The sequence below is a fragment of the Cohnella lubricantis genome, assembly GCF_014212015.1.
GTDB lineage: Bacteria > Bacillota > Bacilli > Paenibacillales > Paenibacillaceae > Cohnella > Cohnella lubricantis.
In genome coordinates this window covers 1-21,575 of sequence record NZ_JACJVN010000093.1, presented here as the reverse complement: position 1 = coordinate 21,575, position 21,575 = coordinate 1, and the positions used below count along the sequence as shown (strand labels likewise).

21 protein-coding genes are annotated in these 21,575 nt (G+C 60.5%); all 21 read right to left on the bottom strand.

Annotated elements, in window-relative coordinates:
• Positions 1 to 108: 108 nt before the first annotated feature.
• Entirely contained in the window at positions 109 to 546 is a 438-nt protein-coding gene (gene fabZ / locus H4Q31_RS19980) for a 3-hydroxyacyl-ACP dehydratase FabZ (RefSeq protein ID WP_185180823.1), read from the bottom strand.
• Between the two features lie 201 nt (positions 547 to 747).
• Positions 748 to 1,257, bottom strand: a complete 510-nt coding sequence (locus H4Q31_RS19975) for a CDP-alcohol phosphatidyltransferase family protein (protein WP_185180822.1) — start codon at positions 1,255 to 1,257, stop codon at positions 748 to 750.
• 174 nt (positions 1,258 to 1,431) lie between these two features.
• Positions 1,432 to 1,662 (bottom strand): DNA-directed RNA polymerase subunit beta, encoded by a 231-nt coding sequence (locus tag H4Q31_RS19970; RefSeq protein ID WP_311771772.1) that lies wholly within the window; start codon positions 1,660 to 1,662, stop codon positions 1,432 to 1,434.
• 20 nt (positions 1,663 to 1,682) lie between these two features.
• On the bottom strand, positions 1,683 to 2,525 hold the full coding sequence (locus H4Q31_RS19965; RefSeq protein WP_185180820.1) for a flagellar hook-basal body protein: 843 nt from the start codon (positions 2,523 to 2,525) through the stop codon (positions 1,683 to 1,685).
• A gap of 11 nt (positions 2,526 to 2,536) precedes the next feature.
• The gene (locus tag H4Q31_RS19960) at positions 2,537 to 3,403 is read right to left on the bottom strand and encodes a flagellar hook-basal body protein (RefSeq protein WP_185180819.1); all 867 of its coding nucleotides are present in this window, start codon (positions 3,401 to 3,403) and stop codon (positions 2,537 to 2,539) included.
• A 10-nt stretch (positions 3,404 to 3,413) separates the two neighbouring features.
• Positions 3,414 to 4,412 (bottom strand): rod shape-determining protein MreB, encoded by a 999-nt coding sequence (gene mreB / locus H4Q31_RS19955; protein WP_185180818.1) that lies wholly within the window; start codon positions 4,410 to 4,412, stop codon positions 3,414 to 3,416.
• A 94-nt stretch (positions 4,413 to 4,506) separates the two neighbouring features.
• Positions 4,507 to 4,794 carry a sporulation transcriptional regulator SpoIIID gene (spoIIID, locus tag H4Q31_RS19950; protein ID WP_027094289.1) on the bottom strand — a complete coding sequence of 96 codons (288 nt, stop codon included), beginning with the start codon at positions 4,792 to 4,794 and terminating at the stop codon, positions 4,507 to 4,509.
• 278 nt (positions 4,795 to 5,072) lie between these two features.
• Positions 5,073 to 5,807, bottom strand: a complete 735-nt coding sequence (locus tag H4Q31_RS19945) for a M23 family metallopeptidase (RefSeq protein ID WP_185180817.1) — start codon at positions 5,805 to 5,807, stop codon at positions 5,073 to 5,075.
• A 73-nt stretch (positions 5,808 to 5,880) separates the two neighbouring features.
• Positions 5,881 to 7,113, bottom strand: coding sequence for a stage II sporulation protein D (gene spoIID, locus H4Q31_RS19940; RefSeq protein WP_185180816.1), 1,233 nt, complete (start codon positions 7,111 to 7,113; stop codon positions 5,881 to 5,883).
• Between the two features lie 459 nt (positions 7,114 to 7,572).
• The gene (murA, locus tag H4Q31_RS19935) at positions 7,573 to 8,958 is read right to left on the bottom strand and encodes a UDP-N-acetylglucosamine 1-carboxyvinyltransferase (protein ID WP_185180815.1); all 1,386 of its coding nucleotides are present in this window, start codon (positions 8,956 to 8,958) and stop codon (positions 7,573 to 7,575) included.
• 222 nt (positions 8,959 to 9,180) lie between these two features.
• Entirely contained in the window at positions 9,181 to 9,432 is a 252-nt protein-coding gene (locus tag H4Q31_RS19930; protein WP_245347259.1) for a DUF1146 domain-containing protein, read from the bottom strand.
• A gap of 17 nt (positions 9,433 to 9,449) precedes the next feature.
• Positions 9,450 to 12,134: a S8 family serine peptidase gene (locus H4Q31_RS19925; protein ID WP_185180814.1), complete on the bottom strand. Its 2,685-nt coding sequence runs from the start codon at positions 12,132 to 12,134 to the stop codon at positions 9,450 to 9,452.
• Positions 12,135 to 12,443: 309 nt separating this feature from the next.
• Entirely contained in the window at positions 12,444 to 13,982 is a 1,539-nt protein-coding gene (locus H4Q31_RS19920; protein ID WP_185180813.1) for an NADH-quinone oxidoreductase subunit N, read from the bottom strand.
• Between the two features lie 2 nt (positions 13,983 to 13,984).
• A complete protein-coding gene (locus tag H4Q31_RS19915) occupies positions 13,985 to 15,592 on the bottom strand; it encodes a complex I subunit 4 family protein (RefSeq protein ID WP_185180812.1) in 1,608 nt (535 codons plus the stop codon).
• On the bottom strand, positions 15,592 to 17,475 hold the full coding sequence (gene nuoL, locus H4Q31_RS19910) for an NADH-quinone oxidoreductase subunit L (RefSeq protein ID WP_185180811.1): 1,884 nt from the start codon (positions 17,473 to 17,475) through the stop codon (positions 15,592 to 15,594). The genes H4Q31_RS19915 and nuoL overlap by 1 nt, the downstream gene beginning before the upstream one ends.
• A gap of 5 nt (positions 17,476 to 17,480) precedes the next feature.
• Positions 17,481 to 17,789 (bottom strand): NADH-quinone oxidoreductase subunit NuoK, encoded by a 309-nt coding sequence (gene nuoK / locus H4Q31_RS19905; protein ID WP_185180810.1) that lies wholly within the window; start codon positions 17,787 to 17,789, stop codon positions 17,481 to 17,483.
• The gene (locus tag H4Q31_RS19900) at positions 17,786 to 18,307 is read right to left on the bottom strand and encodes an NADH-quinone oxidoreductase subunit J (protein WP_185180809.1); all 522 of its coding nucleotides are present in this window, start codon (positions 18,305 to 18,307) and stop codon (positions 17,786 to 17,788) included. Before H4Q31_RS19900 ends, nuoK begins: the two co-directional genes overlap by 4 nt.
• A 3-nt stretch (positions 18,308 to 18,310) precedes the next feature.
• Positions 18,311 to 18,802, bottom strand: coding sequence for an NADH-quinone oxidoreductase subunit NuoI (nuoI, locus tag H4Q31_RS19895; RefSeq protein ID WP_185180808.1), 492 nt, complete (start codon positions 18,800 to 18,802; stop codon positions 18,311 to 18,313).
• A gap of 102 nt (positions 18,803 to 18,904) precedes the next feature.
• On the bottom strand, positions 18,905 to 19,912 hold the full coding sequence (gene nuoH, locus H4Q31_RS19890) for an NADH-quinone oxidoreductase subunit NuoH (protein WP_185180807.1): 1,008 nt from the start codon (positions 19,910 to 19,912) through the stop codon (positions 18,905 to 18,907).
• Positions 19,912 to 21,012: an NADH-quinone oxidoreductase subunit D gene (locus tag H4Q31_RS19885; RefSeq protein ID WP_185180806.1), complete on the bottom strand. Its 1,101-nt coding sequence runs from the start codon at positions 21,010 to 21,012 to the stop codon at positions 19,912 to 19,914. Before H4Q31_RS19885 ends, nuoH begins: the two co-directional genes overlap by 1 nt.
• 7 nt (positions 21,013 to 21,019) lie before the next feature.
• On the bottom strand, positions 21,020 to 21,575 hold a 556-nt coding region (locus tag H4Q31_RS19880), incomplete at its 5' end, for an NADH-quinone oxidoreductase subunit C (RefSeq protein WP_260440184.1).

Below are 21,575 nucleotides of genomic sequence, written 5' to 3'. Positions count from 1 at the left end.
TCGATTATTTCGAGTTTCTCTGCCCATTTCTACCGTCCGTAGCCGAGATACTCGATTTGATCGAGTATCTCCCCGGGAATCGCGCGAATGCAGCCAGTCGAGTGCAGCTTAACCCTTCGCCGGATCGGTCAGCGCGAACATGAGGACGCCTTCCGCTACGACGCGGTCGCCGACCTTGGCGGTTGCTTGTCCTTTGCCGATCGGCCCTTTCAGGCGGATGATCTCCACTTCGAGCGTGAGCGTATCACCCGGCGTCACTTGGCCTCTCCATCGGAATTCGTCCACGCCGGCGAACAAGCCGATCTTGCCGCGGTTCTCCTCTACGCCCAGGATAGCGGTTGCGCCGACCTGCGCCAGCGCTTCGAGAATGAGCACGCCTGGCATGACCGGGAACCCCGGGAAGTGCCCGATGAAGTGCGGCTCGTTCATCGTCACATTCTTGAGGCCGACGGCACGCTTGCCGGGCTCGAGCTCCAGAATGCGGTCGACCAGCAGGAACGGCGGCCGGTGGGGAATAATCTCTTGAATTTGCGTAATATCCAACATCGTATATAACTCCTCCTTATATGGACGTAATATGTACTAATCGCATAAGGTTAACGTTCAACGCCTATACTACAAGTATCCTTTTGCGAACTGCAGCGCAAAGGTTGATATAAGAGGGCTCGCCGCCGATCGCCACCGGTTCTCCCAAGGCGCGGCGGCGGGCTCTTTTAATCCTTCCGCCTTCCAACACACGTTGCCATATTAGCTTGCCCGGTTCAGACGGCGGAATTTCATCAGGTAGACGCCAGTCGTCACGAAGGAGAGCGCAATCGCGCACCACAGCGTCGGAACGCCGCCCCGCAAGTCCAGGAACAGCAGCAGAATGGCCAAATAATAGATGAATGTCGTCACCTTGCCGAAGACGTTGGCCGGAACCGTCCGCATCCCGCGAAAATGGAAAAAGGCTGAGCTCGCGATCATGCCGACCTCGCGGAATGCCATCACCGCGGCAGCCGCCCACGGAATCTCGCCTCCAATCACAAGCGCGGCCACGATGGACAGCATCATCAGCTTGTCCGCCAGCGGATCCAGCATGATGCCGGTCGTGGTAATCTGCCCGCTTCGGCGCGCAATGTAGCCGTCAAGCAAATCTGTAAGTCCCGCGAGCAGTACGACGAACAATGCGATAACAGGATGATCGTTGAAATACAGAACTAAGAACACGGGGATCATCACGAATCGGGACATGGTTAGTATATTAGGTATGTTCATTCCCGACGATCCCCTCCATTCGCAACATTATAATTCATCCGAATATCGCTCACCTCAACTAGCGTAAACGCACGCCGAACCGCAGTCAAGCTAACCCGACTTCAAAAAGAAAACCCTCCTCGAAAAACCGGAGAGCCTTCATTCCTGTTGTCTCATAATCGCATGGGCCGCCGACTAGCTATCGGCAAATACTAAATCGTACATATGCCGCCACGTATGCATGTCGAACACGTCGGCCAGCTCTCCCTTGCCTAGTACCACATAACCGATCGCCATCCCCAAGATCAGAGCGGCGACGCATAGGATAGGTATGATTAATATCTTGATGAATGTCCAAATTATCTGTCCAGTAAGGCGCCCGGCGGAGCGATTCTTCCGGACCGGCGGACGGGTGGAAGCCGTCACCATGCTCCCTCCTCTCGCTATTAGCCGCGCAGGTTGGTCGCCATTTGCATCATTTGATCTGCAGAAGACAACGCCCTGGAATTCAATTGATATGCCCTCTGCACGTTGATCAGATCGGATATCTCGCTCGTCAAGTCTACGTTGGATTGCTCCAGGTAGCCTTGCCGAATCGCCACGCCTCCGGCAGCGCCGGGGGCCGCGGCGATGGCCTGCACCACTTCATCCGCATTCACATTCTCCGGTACGGCGAACAGATTGTCGGCTGCCGCTTGCAGCAGCTCCGGCCTCGCGGCCTGCCCCAGCTTCAACGCGCCGAGCTCCACTTGATCCGTCCCGTCCGCGCTCTTCGCCGTCAGCGCACCGTCTGCCCCAATCGTCAATTGATAGCCGGCCGGCACTTCGACGAACGTATCCGTCCCGCCATCATCGGCAACGACGGGATAGCCCGTATTCGTCAGCAGAATGCTGTCGCCGCTAGCAAGCGGCGACAGCTGGAAGGCCCCTTGGCGCGTGAAGGCCCGCGCACTGTCAAGCGACATGCCGGTTCTGACTTCGAACAGCGCGTTGCCTTCGATCGCAACGTCCGTGCTGTTGCCCGTCTCCTTCAGCGGCCCCTGCGACATATCCAGCGTCTGCCCGGCGACGCGGGTTCCCCAGCCTAGCGTAAGCCCAAGCGGCGAACGCCTGCCCGGCTGTTCGAAATCCTTCGGCTGCGGCTGAACGCTCGTTAGAATGTCTTCGAAGACGGCCTTCTTGCCTTTGTAACCGTCCGTGTTAATGTTCGCGATATTATCCGCGAGAATATCTAGCTGCCGCTGCATGGCGCCCATCGATGCGGCTGCGCTGATCATGGAGTTATTCATGAGATGCCCTCCTAGATTTTCCCAACGTCGTTAACCGCTTTATCCAAGCTGCTATCATAGTATTGAATAACCTTCTGATTCGCCTCGTAAGCGCGTAAGGCCGACATCAGGTCGACCATTGATTGGGACGCGTCGACATTCGAGCGTTCCAGGAATCCCTGACGAATCTCGACTCCGTCACCTGCCTGCACCGGAACGATGCCGTCCGGTTCGCCGGCGTAACGGAACAAGCTATTGCCTTCAACGATCAGCTCGTTCGGGTTGTTCACCCGGGTCAGCATCAGCTGCGGGTCCCCGTCAAGCGGGAGCCCCGTATTCTGGTCAAGCAGCCGGCCGTCGGATGTGACCGTCACATCATCCCACGATCCTTGCACGACGATCGGCTGACCGTCTGCGCCAAGCACCGGCAAGCCGTCGGCGTTCACCAGCGTGCCGTCAGCCGCCGTCTGGAAGCTGCCGTTACGCGTATACCGCTGCTCCCCGTCCGGCGTCTGCACCGTGAAGAACGCCTGCGGCTGATACGTCACGTTCCCGTCCTCGTCCACAGACTTGCCGGATGCATCGAACGTAACGCCGTCTACCCGTATATCCGATGCGATCGCCATATCCTGCGAACGATCCGTCTCCATCATATCGCCTTGCGTCATTCCAAGCAAATTCTCCTCGGCGAAGACGCCGGTATTCAGCCTGCCGATCGGGCCTTGCGCAGCGTTCTCTCCTCCGATAGCGGACAGCAGCATCTCGGGAAAAGCGCGGTTCGCGGTATTGTTCACTTTGAACCCGGGGGTATTGAGGTTGGCAATGTTGTTCGTAACCGTATCGTGGCGGCGTTGCTGTGCGATCATCCCCGATGCGGCCGTATACAGTCCTCTTAACATGATGTTCCTCCTAACCCAGCTTGCGAGTCATCTTGTCCAAGTGATCCAGCATAATGCCCGTGCCCTTGACGACGCAGTGCATCGGATCTTCGGCGATAAGCACCGGAACCTTCAGTTCGTCCGCCAACAGGGCATCCAATCCGTCGAGCAGCGCGCCGCCGCCCGTCAGGATGACGCCGCGGTCGATAATATCCGCCGACAGCTCCGGCGGCGTGCGCTCCAGCACGCTCTTGCACGAGGAGACGATGGAAGACACCGGCTCCCACAGCGCTTCGCGCACTTCGTCGGAGTGAATCGTGATCGTCAGCGGGAGGCCGGATACCATATCCCGTCCGCGAATGTCCATCTCATCGCGGCGTCCGCTAGAGTAGACCGTACCGATCTTGATCTTAATGTCCTCGCTCGTGCGCTCGCCGATTAGCAGTTTGTACTTATTCTTTATGTACTTCATAATCGCGGAGTCGAACTTGTCCCCTGCGACTTTAAGAGAAGAGGCGGTTACGACGTCGCCCATGGACAAGACCGCGACATCTGTCGTACCTCCGCCAATATCGACAACCATATTCCCGCTAGGCTGGAAGATATCCATGCCTGCTCCAATCGCGGCCGCCTTCGGCTCTTCTTCCAAGAAGACTTCCTTGGCGCCGCTTCTCTCCGCCGCTTCGCGGATCGCCTTCTGCTCGACCGACGTGATGTTCGTCGGCGCGCAGATCAGAATGCGCGGACGGCTGTACCAAGCGCGGCCGCCGACACGGTCGATGAACGCCTTCAGCATCATATCCGTCACTTCGAAGTCGGCGATCACGCCATCCTTCAATGGCCGGATCGCCACGATGTTGCCCGGAGTCCGGCCAACCATTCTTCTGGCGTCCTCGCCGACAGCCAGCACTTTGCGCGTATCGCTCTCAATGGCGACGACAGAAGGCTCGTCAAGCACGACGCCTTTTCCCTTAACATGAATGGACACGTTAGCGGTGCCCAGATCGATTCCGATGTCTTTGCTGAACATGTTCCCAGAATCCCCCACGGCGCTTATTATCGTAATAGTACACTATTCGCCATCCAATGGGAAAATCCTTTTTTTGCTGGGTAATAATTACCACTCACGCTTTGCCCGCTGTCAGAACCTCCCGTTTTTTGACTGTCGTTTTCTTGTACTTGATCTTCGTCGCTTCCCCTCCTCTAAGGTGACGAATGGACTTATGGTATTCCAGAATGTGCTTCACCTGGTCAGCCAAATCCGGATTAATCTCCGGCAGCCTCTCGGTCAGGTCTTTATGCACCGTGCTCTTGGAGACGCCGAATTCCTTGGCGATCGTCCGAACCGTGTTGCGAGTCTCGACTATGCACCGGCCGATCTTGATGGTGCGTTCCTTGATGTAATCGTGCACGCTCCCGCCTCCCTGCTCGATTAGATTGGTACATTATATGAGGGGCGCGGTCACTTATTCTCTGTTCCCAAGCCTGACAAGCCCGGAAAGTCCAGTTCCGGCGCGCACTATGGGTCTAACGTCCAAGTAGTGCGGCTAATGGAGCATGCAAAAAGACGGCCAATACTTATTTTCAGCTAAGAGGCACCTCGCGCAACCCGCTCGAGCCCCAGCCGGCACGCGCGAAGAAGCCGCCCGCGGTCAGAAGACCGTGGACGGCTCTCGCTCAAGCTCCCATGTTACTCGGCTTGGATCAGCGTGTTCGGATCGACCGGCTGTCCGTTGTTGCGCACTTCGAAGTGGACATGGACGCCTTCGTCCTTCTCGACTTCGCTGCGGCCGGCCATCGCGATAACATCGCCTTGCTTCACTTCGTCGCCAACCTGGACTTTCAAATCTTCGAGGCTTTGATAGACTGTGACATAGCCGTCAGGAGATTGAATCTCGACTTCGTAGCCGTTGACCGGGTTCATGTCGGCTACCATAACCTTGCCGCTCAGCGCTGCGAGCACTTCGAACGACTTCGTGTTGTCGGTCTTGTTCGCGTAGTCGACGCCCATGTGCGCGGTGAACGAATTGTTCCACTCGACCATCGCGGCTTCCTTCTCTTCAGCAGAGCCGTTCGCGTTCCAGTAGTTCATCAGAACGCCCATGTCCTCAGAGTCTTTGAACGGGAGCCGAAGCGTCTCGCCACTGGCGGCAGCCGGAACGGATTCCGGGCTGCTCGCGCCTTCTTGGCCTGCAGGGGTCTCGACGGTCCCCGGGGCCGTCACCGCTTGGTCTTCCTTCTTGCCGCCCGCATCCGCATTCAGCCAGAGAATCGTTACGATGATTGCTGCGGCGGCCATGTACACTGCCGGGAATACCCAGCGTTTGGAGAAGAACCGCTTCATCCCCGACGGTTTGACGGGAGACGCGGCGCCCGGCTTGGGGGCTTCTTCAAGCTTGCGAGTGGTTTTGTTTTGATCACTCATTGTTTATCACCTCAGTAACCAAGTGTTACCAGGCGATAGACTTTTATACGTCGAGATTGCAAGATTGCCATTTTTATAGAACAAGACGATCTGCCAGCTTCGAAGCTTCCTCTACTTGAATGCCTGTATAGTAGTGTTGGACGATCTGTTCAGCCGTCTTGCCGCTCTTCGCCATCCCTTCCGCTCCCCACTGGCTCATGCCGACGCCGTGGCCGCTGCCGTACGTCGTGATGACGACATTGCGCCCCGTCGCCGTCAGCTCGAATGCGGCCGACTTCAAATCCAGCTTGTCTCGAACCTCAACGCCTGATAGCTTCTCGCTGCCTACCTGCAGCGTCTTCACCTGGTTGCCGGGCGTCCGATCCAAGACGCGGATCGTCTCGGCGCCGCTGCTGCGCGCCAGTATCGCCCCCGTGCTCACGCCCAGCTTCTTGCCGAATTCCTGCAGCGACATCTCAAGGGTATCGGACCAGCCGGATGCCTCTTCACGGTCCCAAGGACTGGCTACCGATCGCAGATAGGGAAGCTCATAGGGGAAGACATTCTCCGAATTCTCCGTATACCCATCGCTGGAAGAGAAGTAGAGCGCTTCGATCGGTTCCCCTTCATAGGTTAGTATCTTCCCTCTCGTATGCTGCGCCGCATCATCCGCCTTCGCCCAGCCCTTCGGATCCGAGGCCTTGAGCTCCGCCATCTCCGCCTGCGATCGATAGACTTGATGCGTCTGGGTATCCGTCACGTCGGCGCCATCTACGGGCACGCCGGAGCGGTCGTCGTTCAGCAGCCTTCGAATGATATACGTCCGCGCCGCCAGTGCCTGCGCCTCCAGTGCGGCCGGCTCGAAGTCAAGCGGCATCTCTGCCGCCACCACGCCTCGGACGTAGGTCTCGAGCGGGATTGTCTCTACCTTCTTCTCGTCCGATAGATAGATGCGAACGAGAAGCTTGTCCGTCGGCATGACAGCCGCTGCCTTCTGATCGGCCTGCAACGGCGCGTTCGCGCCGGCGGCGCTGCCGCTCGCCGCTCCGCCAATTGCGTCGCCCGGCTCGCCGCTTCGCGCCGACGCGGCCTGCGCATTGCCGATGGCGGCCCGCTTCGCCGCGTGCGCGCTATCCGCGCCAAGCGCGGCTGCGGCGGCCCCCCGTGCCGTTGGCGCCGCAGCCAGCTCGCGGCCGGGGCCATCCGCCTGTCCCCCGTGAATGATCAGCCAGGCCGCGGCCGCCATGGCCAAGCCCGCGCCGAAGCCGATCCAGTCCAGTCTTCGAATCCAACCCCCGTCGCGCCGCGTGTCTCTTCTGCCGCTCATCTGCCATCCCTCCGTCTCTAGTCTTACAATCTATGACTAATCACGGATCGCTAGAACTCGGGGAACCGAATGACACACATAGAAGGCAAACGTTCACCATTATGTATTAGAAACAATACACGTTATTGGATTTTCGGCGATTTGGAGCGATTATGTATTAAATATCATACATAATTGCCCCCCATTCTCCGGGGTCAGGCCGAATATGTACTATTATTAGCACACAATTCTCGGATGAAGCGATGCTCCGCACATTCTATACTATTTCTAATACACATTCCCGATGGGATCGAGCCAGCGCGCCATTCTATACGAGTATCGCCCCGCGTTCCGCAGCCGCATCCGCATTCCCGCCGCTTCCGCCACCGCTTGCCCGCCCGCCGCAACAGAAAAAAAAACGGCCCCATCCGCAGCCGCGAACGGGAACCGTCAATCTGGATATATAAAGAATGAAGACCTTTAAGCCAATGTCGGCTGCACCCGAACTCTCGCGCCTTCGGCCGCCGCGGAACGTTCTTCCTCGATGACCTCCATCAGCTTCGCCGGACGGCGGGACAGCTCTTCCGCTTCGGCCAGCACCTCTTCAGGCGAAGGCGCGCGGTAGACGTCCGCTCCCAGAGCGGCCAGCTTGCCGACGATGTCTACGTAGCCACGGTCGATATGGTGCACGCCATCCACTTCCGTGGCGCCATCTGCCACCAGCGCAGCGCAAATCAGCGCCGCTCCGGCGCGCAGATCGGTGGCGCATACCTGCGCGCCGGCCAGCTTGGCATTGCCGGCGACAATCGCCGTGCGGCCGTCGACCTTGATCTCGGCGCCCATCTTCGCGAATTCGTCTACGTGCATGAAGCGATTCTCGAACACCGTCTCCGTCACGATGCTCGTTCCTTCCGCCACGAGCAGCAGCGCCATCATCTGCGCCTGCATGTCGGTCGGGAAGCCCGGATAAGGAAGCGTCTTAACGTCAACCGCGCGCAGCGGCTTGTTCGCGATAACGCGAATGCCGTTCTCGTCGTGCTCGACGGTGACGCCCATCTCTTCCATCTTCGCGATGACCGGACCCAGATGGTCGCGAATCGCGCCTTCAATATATACATCGCCGCCAGAGATAGCCGCGGCAACCATGTAGGTGCCAGCCTCCACGCGGTCCGGAATGACAACATGCTCAATGCCGGTCAGCCGCTCGACGCCTTCGATGCGGATGACGCCAGTGCCGGCGCCGCGAACCTTGCCTCCCATGGCGTTCAGGAAGTTCGCTAAGTCCACGATCTCCGGCTCCTTCGCCGCATTCTCGATCGTGGTCGTGCCGACAGCGGTCGCGGCCGCCATCATGATGTTCTCCGTCGCGCCAACGCTGGCAACGTCTAAGTAAATTTTCGCTCCGCGCAATTTGCCGTTCACGCGCGCTTCGATGGCGCCTTGGCCGAAGCCGATCTCGGCGCCCATCGCTTCGAAGCCCTTCAAATGCTGATCGATCGGACGCGTGCCGATCGCACAGCCTCCCGGCAGCGAGATCCGAACTTTGCCCAAGCGCGCGAGCAGAGGTCCCATTACGAGGAAGGAGGCTCTCATCTTGCGGACCAACTCGTATGGAGCGTCATACGAAGTTAGACGACCGGCATTCAAGCGCACCGTTCCGTCGTCATGCTTCGCCCGAACCCCCAAAGCTGCGAGCACCTGAATAATGTTCGTCACATCGTCCAAAGCGGGTACATCATGGATGACGCTGACTCCCTCTTCCGCCAATAAGGATGCGGCAAGGATAGGCAGGACTGAATTTTTGGCGCCGTGTACGCGGACTGTCCCCTTCAAGGGACGGCCGCCGCGGACGATGATTTTGCTCATGGGTGGTTCCCTCCGCGGGTATATAATCATTCCGTAGCATTGGCGGGCTCGCCGCAGCCTAGAAAACCCAAACCCCATCATAGCATCGCTCGTACCATGGCACAAGCGGCAACATTTGACAGAATTCCCCGATTTTCTTCATGGTTCTACGCCTTACGCCGCTTCTACGCCATATTACCCATTGTTATCATTCAAGCTTGCGGTTATGCGCTAACCGCGGCGTTAATCCGAACCGAACAGCCATCTCAAGGAGGACGTCCAGTTCCAGTAATCCAGAACGAAGCTGGCTGCGCCATGACCGACGATAATCGCCAGGATCAGCTGCAACAGCCGGGCGCCGGGGCTCTGGGGATGCCGGAACACTTTATCCCACCGGACTTCCTTGAACAGCACCCACGCCACTGCGATTAAACCTAACGTCACGAACATCGAAAATAAACCATTCCAACCTGCCGAATAATAAATATCGTTCAATTGGCCTTGTCATCTCCCTACAGCAGCTGTGTCAGCATCACCGCCCATTCCGCCCGGCTAATCGGCTTGGCCGGGCGGAAGCTTCCATCCGCGTATCCGTTAATCCAGCCTTTGCTCGCTAAAGCCTCCAAGGATCCGGCAGCCGGATGGGCGGAAGGTACATCCGTGAACAGCTGCTTCGGCACGGCGGACAAGGACAGGCCGGCTGCCTTGGCGAATAGAATTGCCGCTTCGCCGCGGGTGATCTGCCGATTGGGCTCCAGCCTCGGCCCGGCATATCCCGACAGCCACTTCGCCTCATCAGCCTCTAAGATAGAGTTGTACGCCCAAGAGCTCTGTGAAATGTCCGAAAATCGCAAACCGCCGCCCGCGCTCCCGGGGCGGAACGCCCGAACCGCCATGACGATCGCCTCCGCACGGGTTAGCGGACGATTCGGCCGGAAGGAGCCGTCTGTATATCCCGTCATCCACCCCTCATCGGCCGCGGCGCGAATCTGTTCTGCCGCCCAATGGCCGGCAATATCGTTGAATCCCGGGTCCGCCTCTTCCTGTTGGACGATCAGCTCGTAATACGAGTCGCGGAACGCGGCATCCGCCGTCACGGCTATATAATACGTGCCAGGCGCCGTCCCAAGCTTGACGTCGATCGGCTCGCCCTTGTCCGCGCTGCTCCAGGAGCGGAGCAGAACCAGACTCTGATCGTACAGCTTAAGCGTGCCGCTGACCGAAGCCGGCAGACTGCTTAGACGGAAGCGAATTCGCTTCGTCCCGTCCGTCTGGAACCGGAACCAATCGGCATCCTTCGCCCGATCGATCAATCCGCTTCGGATCTCAGGCTGATCGATCGTCAGCGGCGTAGCCGTCAGCGGACCGTCGTTCGGCTCCTGAAGATCTTCGTATGGGGTAATATATTCCAGTTGTGCCGTATACGTCCCGATGACGGCTTCCGGATTCGACGAGACCGCGTTGCGAATCCGAATATAGTATTTGCCAGCCTCGGCCTCCGGAATCACGATCTCTTCGCCCTTGCCGTCTGCGTTGACGTCCATCTCCTCGCCCGTCTCGCCCGCTCGCTGCAGCAGAACGGCCGGATCGATCCGGGTCGTGTCGGTATCCACGCGAATCCGCAGCTTGCCGGTTCGCGGAAGATCAACAGCGACCCAATCCTCATCGCCTTGAAGGTTGAACGATCCCGTCCACTTCTGGCTTCGAGGCTCAAGCGTGTGAGCGGTCAGCGCGCTCTGGTTCGGCTCCATCGCATCGGGCGCCATGGCGAAGGCTGATTCCAGCCGGTAATCGGCGGGGCTGCCGGCGTCTCCCCATTGTCCCTTAGCCGTCCTTAGATAGTACTGCCCCTTCTTCACTTCCCACCGGACCGCAGAAGCTTCCGTCAGCATAGTGGAGGCTAGAGCTTGAGACGCTGCCATCGGGAAAAGCTGGAGGTTCGGCGCCCCGGAGACGTAGGCCGGATCATGGATCCTCCAAGCCACGCTCAGCTCGCCGTCATAGGGCACATCGACGATGTAGCCGTCGACATCCGCCGAAGACGACCATGAGGCGAACAGCTCGGCTCCGAGCGGGAAGGCTCCGGCGGAGAGCCGATTCTCATTGGGCTCCCGCCAATCCGCAGCCGCTTCCGCCTTGACGGCCAGGTCCGCCCTCACCCGCCCGTAGCCGGTGTAGCGATCCCAGCCCTTCAAGGCGGTCTCCTCAGCTGTCCGGCGAATCGTCTCCCGCAGCTGGGCTACCGGCCAGTCCGGATGCCGAGCCCGCAGCAACGCTGCCGCTCCGGCCGCCTGCGGCGCGCTCATGGAAGAGCCCTCCATTATCGTCGAACCGCCGCCGAGCAGGAGCGTCTCCACTCGCCAAGGAGCGGCGGCGTCCACCTCCGGCCCGGACGTCGAACGGTTCTGCGCGTTGCTGCCGTCCGAGCCGGCGATCGCGAGCACCGTCGGGTAAGCCGCCGGGTACTGCACGGCCGCCCTCGCTCCGAATTCCGCACCGTCATTGCCGGAGGCGGCGACGAGCAGCACGCCCTTGCTCTCGGCCAGCGCCGCGACGCTGCGCATCTCGGGCGTATCCCGGCGCAGGCCAAGCGAGAGCACGACGATGTTCGCGCCGTGCTCGACCGCGTAGCGGATGCCGGCGGCGAGATTCGCCTCGTCGCCTTCCCCGTTGCGGTCGAGCGCCTTGACCGGCATGATCTTCATCTCCCAGTCCGCGCCGCCCGGCGTCTGCTTCGATGCGTCCGCGATCTCGGCGATGATGCCGGCGACAGCCGTTCCGTGGCCGTTGTCATCCTGCGGCGGCTTGCTCGCGTCCAGCAGATTGACTCCGTCGGTCAGATACGGGATTAAGCCGGGGTGCTTCAGATCGACTCCCGTGTCCACGACGGCGATCGTGCCGGTTACGTTAGCGCCGTAGCCATCCAGCAGCTTCCACGCCTCCGGAACGCCGATAGCGCCGAGGAAGTCCGGCTGCATCGCTTGAGCTAAAGACTGCACGGCCGCAGCCGAGCGAACCTCAGCGGTTCGGCTGCCCAGGACGGATACGGCGGCCGGACCAGCTCTGGGCATCTCGCCCGCAATAGCCGTCTTCCCAGCTGGGGACATCCCTCCCGCTGCGCTCGCCAATACCCCGAGCGCTATGGCCAGAGAGCATCCCGCGCCTGCCAACATTCGCAGCATTGCCCCGATCTTCATGGCCGATCACAACCTTTTCCCCATCCCATGGCTATTCACCATATATACACGGGCAGATCCGATACGTCTCGGACCTGACTGCACCTATACTTTCCCTATTATATTTCTCGTTTCGACACCCGCTTCCCTTCTCGTTTCGAAAAAACGGTACTTTTGTCGCAAACGGGACTATAAATGACGAAATCATAGCCGGGAGGTTTGCCATATACATTCGAAGCAGCTGCATCATCGCAGACAACAAGGAGAGGAGCAGAGTTGATCTCTGTTCCTCTCCTGCGAACGCGTGCCCCTCTACAAAACTACCGCATGCTACCGCGCGACGAAGTCCACGGCTAGCGAATATACGCCTCCTACCCAGTCGAGCACCGGCTTCGGCGCGAGGCCGAGGGCGACCGTGGCGGCTGCGCTCAGCCAAATGACGATACCTGCGGGAACCGGAACGGCGACCTTGCCGTCGGTGTCGCCCGTGCGCATATACATCTGCCGGATGAACGAGAAGTAGACGTAATAGGAGACGACGGTGGTCGCCAGCAGAATCGCCGCGAGCCAGTAGGCCTTCGTCTGCACCGAGGCGAACAGAATGAACAGCTTCCCGAAGAAGCCGCCGGTGATCGGCAGGCCCGCGAGCGAGCAGAGCAGCGCCGTCATCGCGACGGCCGTCCACGGCGCGCGGTGGTACAAGCCGGCGAACGCGGACAGCTTGTCGCTGCCGGCATCGCGCAGGATCACCGTCAGCACCGCGAAGGCGCCGACGTTCATGAAGACGTAGGCGATGAAGTAATAGAGGAATTCCGAGAACAACGAGGCATGCAGATCCGTCACGTCAAGCGCGAGCGGCACGAGCAGGACGCCCGCATTCGCCACGCCGGACAGCGCCAGCAGCCGCTTCGCGCTCTGCTGCTTCAGCGCTCCGGCGATGCCGACGATCATGGCGGCCGCCGCCAGGACGGCCAGCGCGAGGAACACGTCGCCGCGCAGCCGCGAGTCGTCCGTCTGGAAGTACGCCGTGTTCAGGAACAGGCGGTACGCCATCGCGAACACCGCTCCCTTCGCCACCACGGCCAGGAAGGAAGTGACGGGCGTCGGGGCGCCCTGATAGACGTCCGGCGCCCACGCGTGGAACGGCGCCAGCGCCAGCTTCAGAGCGAAGCCGACGATTAGAAGGAAGAAGGCGGCATAGATGAGGGCGCGGCTATCCGCTGCCGCTCCCCCGAGCGCGCCTCGGATCGCCCCGAGATTCGTCGAGCCGGTCAGCCCGTACAGGAACGACATGCCGTACAGGATGAAGGCCGATGCCGTGCCGCCCGTCACCACATACTTGAACGCCGCTTCGCCGGACACGCCGGTTCGCTTGCGGACGCCCACGAGAATATAAGACGTAATGCCAAGCAGTTCCATGCCGAGGAACAGCGTGATCAGATCGGCGGAGGACGCCATCACCATCGCGCCGACGACTGCCGGCAGGAACAAATAGTAGAATTCGCCTTTGATCGGCACATCCTCCCGCTTCACCGTTCCAAGCGAAGCGAGCACGAGGAGCGCCGATGCTCCGAGGAAGATCAGCTTGAGCAGGTTGCCGAAGTCGTCGATTCGGTAGCTGCCTCCGAGCAGGCTATGGTACGTCTGCTCCCCCGCGCCGGCCGCCGACCGCAGATCGTGAATGTGCCAGCCGACGAACACCCCCGCTGCGACAAGCCCTGCGAGCGCCCCCCAGCCGATCCAATCCCGGTTCGTTCGGCGGGGAAGCGCTAAATCCAGCGCCGCCAGCACTAGGGTGGCGACGACCAGGGCAAGCTCGGGGGCCATGTACCACGTATCGCTCCACGTCAACGTATTCGTCTGGATCATGTTCAGCCCCCCACCCCTGTCTGAAGTTCCCTAAGCAGACCGTCGAACCCATGCTGCATCAGATCGGTCAGCAAGGAGGGATATATGCCGAGCAGCACGATGAACGCCGTCAGGACAACCATGGGCAGCGTCTCGATGAACCGCGCCTCCTTCAAGCCGGCGAGCTTCTCGGGCAGCGGCCCGTACGTCATCGCCAGGACGCTCCTCAGCATGTAGACCGCAGCCAGCAGGACGCCGATCGTCCCGATCGCCGTCAATGCCTTCATCGTGCTGAACAGGCCGAGGAAGGATAAGAATTCGCCGATGAAGCCCGACAGGCCAGGCAAGCCAAGCGAGGCCAGCCCCGCTGTGAGCAGGATGCCGGCCGTGAACGGCACCGCGCGCGCCAGTCCGCCCAGCTCGTCGATCCGCGTCGTGCCGGTGCGCTCGTGCAGACTGCCCACGATCAGGAACAACAGCGCGGAGATGAGCCCGTGCGACACCGCCTGATAGACGGCGCCCTCGAAGCCCGTCTCGTTCAGCGAGGCGATGCCGAGCAGCACGATGCCCATATGGCTGATGCTGGAGTAAGCAAGCACCAGCTTGAATTCCTTCTGCGCGCAGGCGAGAACCGCTCCGTACAGAATGTTGATGACGCCGAGCACAGCCAGCACCGCGGACCACGAATGCAGCTGCGCCGGCAGCAGGAAGGCGGCGAATCGAATCAAGCCGTAGACGCCCATCTTCAGCAGGATGCCGGAGTGGATCATGACGACCGGAGGCGGCGCTTCCGCATGCACCTTGAGCATCCACGTATGGAACGGGAAGATCGGAAGCTTGATGCCGAAGGCGACGAGCAGCAGAATGAAGGCTGCCCATTGCAGGTTGTCAGACAGAAGCCATGCGCCCGCTTGATGCGCCGCCGCATTCGGATCCGCGAGGTTGGCGAGCATCGTGTCGTAGCTGCCGCTGAACGTCAGCTCGATTCCCCCGTCCGTCTGAACGCTGGCGAAGCCGAGCGTCGCGATCAGGATCAAGAACGCCAGCAGCATAACCGCAGAGCCGAGCCCGTTGTAGACGAGGAACCGGTTCGCCGCTTTCTCGCGCCCGTAGTAGCCCCAGATGCCGATCAGGAAGAACATCGGAATAAGCGTCAGCTCGAAGAAGATGAAGAACCAGATGACATCGCGCGCGAGGAAGACACCGTACATGCCTGTTTGCAGCAGCAGGAACAGCGAGAAGTATGTTTTCTGACGCTTGAAGATGTGGACGGACGCCAGCGACGCCATCGAGGCGACGATGCCCGTCAGCAGGACGAGCGGCATCGAGATGCCGTCGACGCCAAGGCTGTAATCGAACGCCAGACGATAGGACGTTACACTCGTATCCTGCATCACTTCCGTGTTCAGCGGTACGGACAGCCAGGAGCCATGCTCCGCGAATTCGCCCCCTCCCGCGAGAGGCAGATAGGAAGCGTACAGCCCGAAGGCCAAGACCATCGAGACGAAGGTGAAACTAATGCCCGCCCAGCGGATCGCCCCTCCGCTTCGGCCCGGCAGGAGCAGTACGACCAGCGAGCCGAGCAGCGGCAGCCAGATGATGAGCGACAGCACAGGTACATTTGCGAACATCACCAGAACCTCCTTCCGGCGATGGCCAGCACGAGAATCACGGCCGCCAGGATGGCAGCGAGGCCGTACGTCTGAATCTGCCCGTTCTGAAGCTTCGTGTTCAGCCGCCCCAGCGCCCGAACCGAATAGCCCGTCAGCCGGACCGCCCCATCCACGACCGCCTCATCGAAGACGGCGAGCGCCCGGCCCAGACCTCTCAGCCCGCCGGCGAATACCAGTTGGTACAATTCATCGATATAATATTTGCGCTCCAGCAGCCGGGACAGCCACGGCAGACGGGAGGAGACGGCGTCAGGACGCAGCGTCCCTCTAACGAAGGCGAGCCAGCCCAGGTAGAGTCCGAGCAGCGATGCCGCGATCGAAGCGACCAGCACGAGGCCGCTGGCTCCGTGGCTGGAAGCCTCTCCGGTCAGCCACTCCCCGAGCCAGTCCTTGAACGGCGTCTGCACGAAGCCGGAGACGACGGCGAGCGCCGCCAGTACGATCATTGGAATCGTCATGACCGCAGGCGATTCCTTCGCGTGCGCAGCCTGCTCGGCATTCCCGCGCGGCTTGCCGGCGAACGCGAGGAAGAACAGCCTCGCCATGTACAGCGCAGTGAAGAAGGCGGTCACGACGCCGACGATGAACAGCCAAGGATGGTCCCCTTCGAGCGCGGCCGTCAGAATGGCTTCCTTGGACCAGAAGCCGGAGAAGGGCGGAATACCCGACAGCGCGAGCGCGCCGATGCCGAACGTCCAGGCCGTCACCTTCATCCGGCGGCCGAGGCCGCCCATCTCGCGAATGTCCTGCGTATGGATCGCATGGATGACGCTGCCCGCTCCGAGGAATAGCAGCGCTTTGAAGAACGCGTGCGTGAACAGGTGGAACATCGCCGCGGACACCGATCCGACCCCTAGCGCCAGCATCATGTAGCCGAGCTGACTAACCGTCGAATAAGCGAGAATCCGCTTGATGTCGTTCTGCGCAAGGCCGATCGTCGCGGCGAAGATCGCCGTGAACGCGCCGATCACGGCTACGACCGTCATCGCGGCGGACGAAGCTTCGAAGATATCGAATGTCCGCACGACGAGGAACACGCCGGCCGCGACCATCGTCGCCGCATGGATGAGGGCGCTGATCGGCGTTGGTCCCTCCATCGCGTCGGGAAGCCAGACGTGCAGCGGGAACTGGCCGGACTTGCCGACGGCGCCGACGAAGATCAGCAGCGCGATCAGCGTCGTGATCGACATGGATACGATGCCGCTCTGCGTATCGAATACATTGTGAATGCTGGCGAAGTCGAGCGCGTGTCCCGGCATGTACCAGAACAACAGCAGAATCGCGATCAGCAGCCCGAGATCCCCGACCCGGGTAACGATGAATGCCTTCTTGGCGGCGGCCCTCGCCTCCGGCTTCTGATACCAGAATCCGATGAGCAGGAACGAACAGACGCCGACGAGCTCCCAGCATATGTACAGGATGGCCAGATTGTCTGCGAGCACGAGCCCTAGCATGGAAGCGGTGAACAACGCCACATAAGCGTAGAAAACAGAGATTCGTCCATCCCCCGCCATGTAGCCGAAGGAATAAAGATTAACTAGCAGAGCGACCAATGTGACGACAACCAGCATGAGCGAGGTGAGGTTCGTCACTTCATAGCCCGCGGAGATGTTGACGGCGCCGGTCCGCAGCCAGTCAATGCCGCCGACGTAATCCTCGGCATTCTGGCCGATGCGCTCAATGGCAATGATCAGCGAGAGGATGAAGGAAGCCAGCGAAGCGATCGTCGCGATCACCGCGCCAGCCCGGCTTAAGCTTCGGCCGAGCGCGGTCAGAATCGCGAATGCCGCGACCGGGAATGCCGGCACGAGCCATGCGTACTGCGAGAAGACGGATGACACCAGCGTCACCTCCCGAGCTCATCGTATTCGTCCACGTTCACCGTCGCCTTGCGGCGGTACAGGGCGATCAGGACGGCAATGCCGACCGCCGCTTCCGCGGCGGCAACCGTCATCGAGAACAGCGAGAAGATCTGTCCGGCGAGCGACGGCTGCGCCCCATACTTCGAGAAGGCGACCAGGTTCAGGTTAACGGCATTGAGCATTAATTCGATCGATAACAGTACGATAATGGCATTGCGCTTGGTCAGGACGCCGAACAGGCCGACACAGAAGAGAACGGCCGCCAGCGTCAGGTACGAGCCCAGCATGCTCATGGCTGCTCTTCCTCCCTCTTGGCCAGCGCGACCGCTCCGATGAAGGCGACCGTCAGGAGCACCGACACGAGCTCGAACGGGATGGCGTAGGCGGAATAGAGCAGCATGCCGATGGATGCCACGTTATCTTCCGGAAGCGCGGCTTCCGGAGCCGGGAAGCTTGCGCTGCGAATCGCATAGAACAGAATGCCGAAGAGGCAGAGACAGCCGATGGCAGCCAGCGTCTCGAGCAGCGGCCGGCCGGGCTCCCGCCCCTCGCTCTGGTGCTTCGTCATCATGATGCCGAAGATCATCAGGATCGTCACGGCGCCGACGTACAGCAGCACTTGAACGAATGCGACGAATTCCGCTTGGAGCAGGATATACAATCCCGCGAGCGAGACGAAGGTGAACGCCAGGGAGAGAGCGGTATGCACCACTTTGGTGAAATTAATGGCCAGCACAGCGCCCGCGATCGCGCAGACGGCGAGCAGGAAGAAAGCGAAGAATTCGCCTGTGAAGTCAATGTTCCAGTCCACGGCTTATTTCGCGCCCCCTCTCTGCGGAGCGCCGATGTTGTTGTTATCCTGGCGGATATTCTGATTGTTGCCGTACAGCCAGTCGCGGTCCTTGAACAAGTCGTCGCGGCTGTAGGTGGCCAGCTCGAAGTTGTTCGTCATGACGATCGCTTCCGTCGGACACACCTCCGTGCAGAGGTCGCACAGAATGCAGATCTCGAAGTTGATGTCGAACGTGTCGATGACCTTGCCCTTCTTCGCCGGATCCGGATTGGGCTTGCCGGTCAGCGTGATGCATTCGGTCGGGCAGATGCGCGCGCATTGGTTGCAGACGATGCATAAGTCCGGCTCGAAGTATTGGATGCCGCGGAACCGGTCCGGCATCCGGATCGGAACGTCGGGATACTTGTACGTGACCTTCTTCGTCCTCATCGTCTTCAGCGTCACGCCGAGCCCCTTGAGGATTCCCGCCCCTTTGAACCTTGCGATTGTTGGCGGTCTTGTCGTTCTCGTCATCCTGGTCAGCCTCCTTCCCCGTTAGCCTTCATCGATTGTCACCATCGATGTCCTCCAGCGAATAACCTCGTGTGATTAGCCTCCATTGACTAGCGTCGCCCCTTAACCGAACCATTCGATGCCGAGCGCCGTCAGGAAGATGTTCGCGATCGCGATCGGCAGCAGCACCTTCCAAGCGAGCCCCATTAGCTGATCGACCCGCAGCCGAGGCAGCGTCGCGCGAATCCAGAATAGGAAGAACACGATACAGGCGAATTTGAGCGCGAACCAGATCAGCCCCGGTATGAAGTCCAGCTGTGGCAGAGGCGGGTTCCAGCCTCCGAGGAACAGAATCGTTCCGAGGCAGGCGATCGCGTACATGTAGACGTACTCCGACAGCATGAAGAAGGCGAAGCGGAAGCCGCTGTACTCGACATGGTAGCCCGCGACCAGCTCCGACTCCGCTTCGGGCAGGTCGAACGGCGTGCGGTTCAGCTCGGACACCGCCGCGATGACGAAGACGGCGAAGCCGAGAATCTGCGGAATGAAGTTCCAATGCCAGAAGTAGCCTTCCTGACCGATGACAATATCGCGTAGATTCAAGCTTCCCGTCATCATCGCCACGCCGACGACGGACATGACGAGCGGCACCTCGTAGCTGATCATCTGCGCCGCCGAGCGCATGCCTCCCAGCAGCGCGTATTTGTTGTTCGAAGCCCATCCGGCGACCACGATGGCGATCGTCGTCACGCCGGAGAGCGCAATATAGTAGAGGAAGCCGACGTTCAGATCGGCGAACTGGAGATTCAATCCATAAGGGATAATGGCGAGCACGAGAAAAGAAGGCACGAACGCCAGCACGGGCGCGAGGATGAACAGGACGCGGTCGGCGCGGGCCGGAATGGTGTCTTCCTTCATTAGCAGCTTAGCGACATCGGCCGCCGTCTGCAGAAGGCCAAGCGGCCCGGTACGGTTCGGCCCTTGCCGGAACTGCATCCAGCCGATCACCTTGCGCTCGAAGTAGATCGCGTAGGTGACGAAGAAGATGACGACGGCCAGCACGGCGATGGCGCCGAGCAGATAGATGCCGGCATGCCCCCAGGTGACGGGAGAATTCCAATAATGCTGCATCAGCAGTCCACCTCCCCGAGCACGATGTCGATGCCGCCGAGAATCGTCACCAGGTTGGTCATGCTCTCGCCAACGAGCAGCTTGGGCAGAATCTGCAGGTTCACGAAGGATGGCCTGCGGAACTTGAGCCGGTAAGGCTCCGCCTTGCCCTTGGAGACGATGTAGCACCCGATCTCGCCTCGCGGCGATTCGATTCGCACGTAGATCTCGCCGGCAGGCGGACGGATGACGCGAGGCACCTTGCCCATCGTCTCGCCGCCTTCGGGGAACTGCTCGAGCGCTTGCTCCAGAATGCGCAGGCTCTGGCGGATCTCTTCGACGCGGATCAGGTAGCGGTCGTAGCAATCGCCATTGCGGCCGACGGGAACGTCGAATTCGAAGCGGTCGTACAGGCTGTACGGCTCATTCTTGCGCAGATCCCACTTGACGCCGGTCGACCGCAGGTTCGCGCCGGACAACCCGTACGCGATCGCCGTCTTGGCGTCGTAAGCGCCGACGCCCTTGATCCGGGAGAGGAAGATCTCATTGCCGCTCACCAGCGCATCATATTCTTCGAGCTGGCCGTACAGGTATCGGACGAGCTCTTTGACCTTGTCGATCCAGCCGTCGGGGGCGTCCCACTTGACCCCGCCGACGCGCATGTAGTTATAGGTCAGCCGCGCGCCGCACAGCTCGTTGAACAGATCGAGGATACGCTCGCGGTCGTTGAAGGCATAGAGGAATGGGCTCAGCGCGCCGATGTCGAGCAGGTACGTCCCCCACCAGACGAGATGGCTGGCGACCCGCTGCAGCTCCATGACAATTAGCCGGAGGAACTCCGCCCGCTCCGGCACTTCGAGGCCCATCAGCTTCTCAACGGCATGAACGAGCACATAATTATTGGTCATAGCGGACACGTAGTCCATTCGGTCGGTATAGGGAATGATCTGGGTGAAATTCAAGTTCTCGGCCAGCTTCTCGGTGCCGCGGTGCAGATAGCCCATGACCGGCGTCGCTTCGGTGATGATCTCCCCGTCCAGCTTGACGACGATGCGGAAGACGCCATGGGTGCTCGGATGCTGTGGACCGACGTTGAGCAGCAATTCTTCGGTTCGAATCATGTTCGGGCTACACCTCCGGGTCGAGCGGAACATAATCTTTGCGAAGCGGGTGGCCGACCCAGTCGTCGGGCATCATGATGCGGCGCAGGTCGGGATGGCCGGGAAAATCAATGCCGAGCAGATCGTAAATCTCCCGCTCGGGCCAGTTCGCCGCCGGCCAGATCGGCGTCGCCGAAGGAACGGAGGGCGATTCGCGGTCGGCGCGAATCTTCACCGCGTAGACGTGCCCGCTGTCCAGGCTGAGCAGGTGATAGACAACCTCCATATGCGTCTCGTGGTCGACCCCGGACACATTGCGAAGGTAATTGATGCTCAGTTCGGGGTGACGGCGGAACAGCTCCGCACTCGCGCGCCATCGGTCGCTTCGGATGACGAGCGTCGGCAGATGGTCATTCGGCTCGTTGATGGACGCCTCGAGAACGGCGTCCTCGGCGACGTGCTCACGCAGCAGCTGCACAGCGCGGTCGAGCCGCGGCTGGTTAGGCGACGGCGGTGGAGGCGGCTGCGGTTCGGCAGCCGCTGCGCCGTCAGCCGCAGAGGCCGCCGCCCGCGGCGGCCTGCCG

Excerpts from the sequence above, each read along its gene's own strand:
- H4Q31_RS19945 (WP_185180817.1), bottom strand. The coding sequence starts at position 5,807 with ATGAGTGATCAAAACAAAACCACTCGCAAGCTTGAAGAAGCCCCCAAG.
- nuoH (WP_185180807.1), bottom strand. The coding sequence starts at position 19,912 with ATGCAGCATTATTGGAATTCTCCCGTCACCTGGGGGCATGCCGGCATC.
- spoIID (WP_185180816.1), bottom strand. The coding sequence starts at position 7,113 with ATGAGCGGCAGAAGAGACACGCGGCGCGACGGGGGTTGGATTCGAAGA.
- fabZ (WP_185180823.1), bottom strand. The coding sequence starts at position 546 with ATGTTGGATATTACGCAAATTCAAGAGATTATTCCCCACCGGCCGCCG.
- H4Q31_RS19965 (WP_185180820.1), bottom strand. The coding sequence starts at position 2,525 with ATGAATAACTCCATGATCAGCGCAGCCGCATCGATGGGCGCCATGCAG.
- H4Q31_RS19885 (WP_185180806.1), bottom strand. The coding sequence starts at position 21,012 with ATGATTCGAACCGAAGAATTGCTGCTCAACGTCGGTCCACAGCATCCG.
- nuoI (WP_185180808.1), bottom strand. The coding sequence starts at position 18,802 with ATGACGAGAACGACAAGACCGCCAACAATCGCAAGGTTCAAAGGGGCG.
- mreB (WP_185180818.1), bottom strand. The coding sequence starts at position 4,412 with ATGTTCAGCAAAGACATCGGAATCGATCTGGGCACCGCTAACGTGTCC.
- murA (WP_185180815.1), bottom strand. The coding sequence starts at position 8,958 with ATGAGCAAAATCATCGTCCGCGGCGGCCGTCCCTTGAAGGGGACAGTC.
- H4Q31_RS19920 (WP_185180813.1), bottom strand. The coding sequence starts at position 13,982 with ATGATCCAGACGAATACGTTGACGTGGAGCGATACGTGGTACATGGCC.
- nuoK (WP_185180810.1), bottom strand. The coding sequence starts at position 17,789 with ATGAGCATGCTGGGCTCGTACCTGACGCTGGCGGCCGTTCTCTTCTGT.
- H4Q31_RS19960 (WP_185180819.1), bottom strand. The coding sequence starts at position 3,403 with ATGTTAAGAGGACTGTATACGGCCGCATCGGGGATGATCGCACAGCAA.
- H4Q31_RS19915 (WP_185180812.1), bottom strand. The coding sequence starts at position 15,592 with ATGTTCGCAAATGTACCTGTGCTGTCGCTCATCATCTGGCTGCCGCTG.
- H4Q31_RS19975 (WP_185180822.1), bottom strand. The coding sequence starts at position 1,257 with ATGAACATACCTAATATACTAACCATGTCCCGATTCGTGATGATCCCC.
- H4Q31_RS19925 (WP_185180814.1), bottom strand. The coding sequence starts at position 12,134 with ATGAAGATCGGGGCAATGCTGCGAATGTTGGCAGGCGCGGGATGCTCT.